The sequence below is a fragment of the Amycolatopsis sp. NPDC003861 genome (genome assembly GCF_053605405.1).
The window spans coordinates 1-5843 of the sequence record NZ_JBSGJD010000398.1; the positions used below are offsets into that span (position 1 = coordinate 1).

Annotated in this window: 6 protein-coding genes; 5 read left to right on the top strand and 1 reads right to left on the bottom strand. The window is 71.3% G+C overall.

Annotated elements, in window-relative coordinates:
• From ACWEVN_RS45995 to ACWEVN_RS46015, 5 genes are all read left to right on the top strand, one after another.
• Positions 1-758 (top strand): tat pathway signal sequence (locus ACWEVN_RS45995; RefSeq protein WP_452055470.1); only part of this gene is annotated, 758 nt, incomplete at its 5' end.
• A gap of 196 nt (positions 759-954) precedes the next feature.
• Complete coding sequence (locus ACWEVN_RS46000; protein WP_452055471.1) at positions 955-2103, top strand: Cys-Gln thioester bond-forming surface protein; 1149 nt, start codon at positions 955-957, stop codon at positions 2101-2103.
• Between the two features lie 193 nt (positions 2104-2296).
• Positions 2297-3124 (top strand): AraC family transcriptional regulator, encoded by an 828-nt coding sequence (locus ACWEVN_RS46005; protein ID WP_449685286.1) that lies wholly within the window; start codon positions 2297-2299, stop codon positions 3122-3124.
• A 72-nt stretch (positions 3125-3196) separates the two neighbouring features.
• Positions 3197-4021, top strand: coding sequence for a dioxygenase family protein (locus tag ACWEVN_RS46010; protein ID WP_452055472.1), 825 nt, complete (start codon positions 3197-3199; stop codon positions 4019-4021).
• Between the two features lie 113 nt (positions 4022-4134).
• The gene (locus tag ACWEVN_RS46015; protein ID WP_452055473.1) at positions 4135-4881 is read left to right on the top strand and encodes a thioesterase II family protein; all 747 of its coding nucleotides are present in this window, start codon (positions 4135-4137) and stop codon (positions 4879-4881) included.
• 34 nt (positions 4882-4915) lie between these two features.
• Here the strand turns inward: ACWEVN_RS46015 and ACWEVN_RS46020 are convergent.
• On the bottom strand, positions 4916-5843 hold a 928-nt coding region (locus ACWEVN_RS46020; protein WP_452055474.1), incomplete at its 5' end, for a glycoside hydrolase family 19 protein.

Here is a 5843-nt window from a genome sequence, read left to right on the forward strand (position 1 = left end):
CGCCGGACGCCGGCGCGGGTGACCCCTTCGGCGCGGACCTGCGGGCGCGGATCGCCCGGGCGCAGGCCTACGCCGACAGCCGCCCCGGGGTCACCGGGATCGTCCTGCGGGACCGCTCGACCGGCGCCGTCTACCGCAGCCCGGCCGCCGGCACGCTGATCTGGGCCTGCTCGACGCCGAAGCTCGCGATGGCCGTCGACCTGCTGCTGCGGTCGGACTCCGGAACGGTCTCGTTGTCCGCCGAAGATCGCGAACTGATGCACCGGATGCTCCATTCGAGTGACGACGACGCGGCCCAGGTGTTGTGGACCCGTTATGGCGGCGAAACCGAATTCGGCCGTCGATTTCCGGCATACGGGATGACCGACATGCGGTTCAGCGACCGGCACCCGCACCACTGGGGCTGGATCCGCACCACGGCGGACGACCTGGACCGGCTGATCGAATACGTCCTGACCCGGATGCCCGCCCGCCACCGCGACTACCTCGTCCGGGAACTGCGCACCGTGGACGGCAACCAGCAGTGGGGCGTCTGGGGTGCCGGGGCGGCCGCGCACCCGGGTAACAAGAACGGCTGGTCGGATGACAACGACGACGGTTCGTGGATCATGAACTCCGTCGGTTTCGCCGGTCCGGACGAGCGGTACGCCCTGGCGCTGATGAACGACACGCGGGTGATCGCCGGCGGCGACGAGGTCGGCAAGGAGACCACCACGAAGATCGCCGGAATCCTGTTCGAAGGGTATTTCGGCGCCTGAAATCTGGGCCTCTTTCAGGGGATTTCCAAGGGAATTCGGGTTTATGGGGGCACCGTGCGTAGCCCTTGTGTGGTCTGTGTATGCTCCGATATCGCTTGACCGGGTGATCACTCACCCGAATCAGTGGCCGCCGTGGTCGGGGATGGTGATCCCACGGCGCCCCTAACGGCGTGGTTCGGGCTCGGATAGGAGATTTATGCAGGTCAGGTCAGCTCTCGTGCGTGGCGGGATCGCGGTGCTCGCCGCGGCCGCCGCGGTCATGGTCAGCGCTCCCTCCGCCCTCGCGGACGACGGTGCCGCGCGCGGCCGCGTCGTCGAGGACGCGGGCACGGTCGGCTACCGGATCAACCTCGAAGGCGGCGGCGACTACATCGCCAAGCTGTTCGGCTTCAAGCTGTCGGACGGCAAGACGCTCAAGCTCTACTGCGTGCAGATCACCGTCGGCATGCGCACCGACGTCGACATGGTCGAGACGCCCTGGAACAAGTACCCGGCCGCGAACTCGCCGTTCAACAAGAACAGCGACAAGATCAACTGGGTGCTGCACCACGGCTACCCGGGCGTGAAGCTCACCGACGTCGAGGCCGCCCTCGCCAAGCAGGGCGTCAAGGTCCACGACGGCGTCTCCGAGTCCGAGGCCATCGCCGCCACGCAGGCCGCGGTGTGGCACTTCAGCGACGGTGTCAACCTCAACCTGACGAAGCCGCTGGCCGAGGACAACCCGGCCGAGGCCAACGCCGACGTCGCCGCGCTGTACAGCTACCTGATCGGCGACCAGAACAAGGGCATCGGCGAGCAGCCGAAGCCGACCCTGAACATCGCGGGGCCGAAGACCGAGGGCAAGGCCGGCACCAAGATCGGCCCGTTCCAGGTCGCCACCTCCGGTGACATCACGTCGCTGACCACCGAGCTGCCCGACGGCGTCAAGGTCACCGACGCCGACGGCAAGGAGCTGAAGACCGCCGACGTCAAGGACGGCAGCAAGCTGTTCGTCGACGTCCCGGCCGGCGCCAAGCCGGGCAACGGCTCGTTCTCCCTGAAGGCCTCCGGCGAGCTGGACACCGGCCGCCTGTTCGTCGCGGAGAACTACGCGAAGAAGCCGGCGCAGTCGCTGATCGTCGCCGACTCGGAGAAGACCCAGGTGGCCGCGAAGGCGACCGCGTCCTGGACCGAGGCGGGTGCGGTCCCGAGCACCACGCCGAGCACGCCCGGTGGCGCTCCCTCCGGTGGTGGCGAGCTCGCCAACACCGGTGTCGACGCCGCGGTTCCGTTCGGCATCGGCGGCCTGCTGCTCGGCGGCGGCGCGCTGATGCTGCTGGTGAACCGGCGCCGCAGCCGCGCGTAAGACGTACCGCCGAACGGGGCTGGTCCACTGTGGACCAGCCCCGTTCCGCTGTCCGGAACCCGACGATCGGATTGCGATCATCGGGGCAAAACCGGCGAATCGCCTGTCCATTGGTCTAGACTTTTCGGCCATGCGCGGTACGACCGTTCCGCCCGGCACGCCCTGCCGGACCCCGCGGCCGGGGGAGCTGCCGATGCACCGGCTGGAGGTGCCCGCCCCGCACGCGCCGCCGTTCGCCGTCGGCACGTTCGACGCGATCGGGCCGCTGTCCCGCGCGGACTTCCCGCACCGGCACACCTTCCACGAGCTCGTCCACGTCACCGGCGGCACCGGCGCGCACGTCGTCGACACCGCGCGCTGGCCGCTGCGGCCGCCGCACTTCGGCGTCATCGCGCCCGGGCAGGTGCACCAGTGGGCCGGCGTCCGCGGGCTGACCGGGCACGTCGTGGTGTTCACCGACGACTTCCTCCTCGACCACCCGGCCGACCGCGAGCTGCTGCGGCGGCTGAGCGAACGGCCGTGGCTGCACCTGGACGAGCACGCCGACGCGCGGGTCGCCCGGCTGATCGCCGACCTCGAGGACGAATACCGCCGCGGCGGTGAGGGCACGGAGTCGGTGCTGCGGGCGCTGGTGCACGTCCTGGTCGTGCGGGCGGGCCGGCTCCTGGGCACGCCGCCGCCCGCGCCCGCCGGTGCGGTGGCGGCGGAATTCGTCCGGCGCACCGGCCGCCCCGGACCCGGGCCGTGGTCGGTGCGCGCGCACGCCGAACGCCTCGGCGTCACGCCCGGCCACCTCACCGAGGCGGTGAAGGCCGCGACCGGCCGCACGGCCGCGCAGCTGCTGCGCGAAGCCAGGATCCGGGAGGCGCAACGGTTCCTGCTCCGGACGGACCTCACCGTCCGGCAGGTGGCGAGCCGCGTCGGGTTCGCCGACCCGGCCTACTTCTGCCGGTTCTTCCGCCGCGAAACCGGGCTGAGCCCCGGTGACTTCCGGCGCGGCGGGGAGAAGCACCACGACTGACGGGGCCAGTCCATCGCCGCCCGCCCGGTGCCTGCCTACGTTCGAGGGATCCCCCACCACGAGGAGCCAGGCATGGACGAGGAAAACCAGTTGAGCCGCAAGACGGTGCTCAAGGCCGCGCTGGCCGCGGGCGTCGCAGCGCCGGTCGCGCTGATCGGCGGCCCGGCGCTGGCCCGCGCGAACGCCGTCGGCGGCACGGCACCGGAGCTGACCCCGGCCTGCCACGACGGCGACGAGCCGACGATCGAGCAGACCGAGGGGCCGTACTTCAAGCCGAACTCGCCGGAACGGACCAACCTCGTCACACCCGGCACCCAGGGCACCCGGCTGACCGTGACCGGCTACGTCTTCGGACGCGCCTGCCTGCCGATCAACCGCGCGCTGCTGGACTTCTGGCAGGCGGACGTCAACGGCGCCTACGACAACACCGGCTACACCTTCCGCGGGCACCAGTACACGAACGCCCAGGGCGCGTTCACGCTGTCCACGATCGTCCCGGGCCTCTACCCGGGCCGGACCCGGCACATCCACGTCAAGGTGCAGGCGCCCGGCCGGCCGATCCTGACCACGCAGCTCTACTTCCCCGGCGAGCCGCGCAACAACACCGACACGATCTTCGACGCCCGGCTGCTGATGACCGTGCGGGACAACGGCTCCGCGAAGGAGGCCGCCTTCGACTTCGTGCTGAACGTCCCGCAGACGCCGACGTCGACCGCGACGTCCGCGCCGCCGACCTCGTCCACGCCGCCCGGGGGCACGTCCTGGGCCGTGGGCACGGCGTACCCGGCGGGCACCCGGGTCACCTACGCCGGCCGCGGGTACGTCTGCCTGCAGGCGCACACCGCGCAGCCGGGCTGGGAGCCCCCGGCCGTCCCGGCGCTGTGGCGGGCCGAGTGAGGCCGCCCGGCTGACCGGAAACCGGCAGGCCCCGGCCGCATCCCGGGGCCTGCCGCCGGTACTGCGCACGTTAGGGGTCGACGCCGGTCCGGCGGCCTGCCAGATTGGGGACCATGACGATTTCCCTCGACGCCTCCGAGTGGGTCCGGCGCTTCCACCCGGCGCCGTCCGCCGCGGCGCGGCTCGTGTGCTTCCCGCACTCCGGGGGAGCGGCGAGCTACTTCCACCCGGTGTCGGCGGCGCTGGCGCCGTCGGTGGAGGTGCTGGCCGTGCAGTACCCGGGCCGGCAGGACCGGCACGCCGAGGCCCCGGTGGACGACCTGTTCGTGCTCGCGGACCGGCTGGCGGATGTGCTCGCCCCGGAGATCGCCGGGCCGGTGGCGTTCTTCGGCCACAGCATGGGCGCCAGCCTGGCCTTCGAGGTCGCCCGGCGGCTGGAAGCGCGGGGCACGAAGCTGCTCACCCTGTTCGTCTCGGGCCGCCGCGGGCCGTCGGCCCACCGCGACGAGCGGGTCCACGAAAAGGGCGACGAAGAACTGCTGGCCGAGGTCAAGCGGCTCGGCGGCACCGACGCGGCGGTGCTGGACGACGAGGACATCCGCAACCTGGTGCTGCCCGCGCTGCGCAGTGACTACAAGGCCGCGGAGCTCTACCGCTACCGTCCCGGCCCCGACGTCGGCTGCCCGATCGTGGCGCTGGTCGGCGACGCGGACCCCAAGGTTACCGACGCCGAGGCGCGCCAGTGGGCCGAGCGGACGTCGGCGGGCTTCGAGCTGAAGACGTACCCGGGCGGCCACTTCTACCTGAACGACCACGCGGCGGCGGTCATCCGGCTGATCGCGGACCGGCTCGCCGGCTGAGCGGGCGGGGCCGTGACCCCGCCCGCCCGCGGGTTCAGCAGTACAGGTTGGCGCCGGGGTCGACGCCGAGGACCGCGGTGATCTGGCGGTACTTGTCGACGCGGCTCTGCACCTGGGCGGGGTTGCCGCCGTTGCATTCGATGGAGCCGTTGATGCTGCGGATGGTCTCGCCGAAGCCGCGGCCGTTGACCATCGCGTTGTGCGGGGTCATGGAGCCGGGGCCGCTCTGGGTGTTCCAGTACCAGAGCCCGGTCTTCCAGGCGACGGCCGAGTTCTGCTCGACCTGCCACGGGTTGCCGAGCAGGTCGATGCCGAGCGCGTCACCGGCGGCCTTGTAGTTGAAGTTCCAGCTCAGCTGGATCGGGCCGCGGCCGTAGTAGGCGGCTTGGCCGGCCGGGCAGCCGTAGGACTGGCTCCAGTCGCAGTAGTGCGGGTAGTTGGCCGTGTTCTGCTCGACGATGTAGACGAGCCCGCCGGTTTCGTGGTTGACGTTGGCGAGGAAGGCCGCGGCCTCCTGCTTCTTGACGGTATCACTGCCGGTGTTCGCGAAGCCGGGGTAGGCCGAGAGCGCGGCGGTGAGGCCGCTGTAGGTGTAGAAGGAGTTCCGGCCCGGGAAGATCTGGTTGAACTGGGCTTCGCTCACCACGAACGCGCCGGGGTTGCCGGGATCGGTGCCGCCACCGCAGCTGAAGGGCTCCCAGTACCAGGTGCTGATGACGGGGTCGTAGCCCGGGTTGGCGTTCTTGGCGCGGTAGTAGCCGCCGTTGGTGTAGCGGACGATCGCGCCGACGTCGTACCACTGCCCGGCCACCCAGTTCGGGTAGCTGCAGGTGGTGCCGCCCCCGCCGTCACAGCTGTAGGGCTCCCAGTACCAGGTGCTGATGACGGGGTCGTAGCCCGGGTTGGCGTTCTTGGCGCGGTAGTAGCCGCCGTTGGTGTAGCGGACGACGGCGCCGACGTCG

Excerpts from the sequence above, each read along its gene's own strand:
- ACWEVN_RS46000 (WP_452055471.1), top strand. The coding sequence starts at position 955 with ATGCAGGTCAGGTCAGCTCTCGTGCGTGGCGGGATCGCGGTGCTCGCC.
- ACWEVN_RS46005 (WP_449685286.1), top strand. The coding sequence starts at position 2,297 with ATGCACCGGCTGGAGGTGCCCGCCCCGCACGCGCCGCCGTTCGCCGTC.
- ACWEVN_RS46015 (WP_452055473.1), top strand. The coding sequence starts at position 4,135 with ATGACGATTTCCCTCGACGCCTCCGAGTGGGTCCGGCGCTTCCACCCG.
- ACWEVN_RS46010 (WP_452055472.1), top strand. The coding sequence starts at position 3,197 with ATGGACGAGGAAAACCAGTTGAGCCGCAAGACGGTGCTCAAGGCCGCG.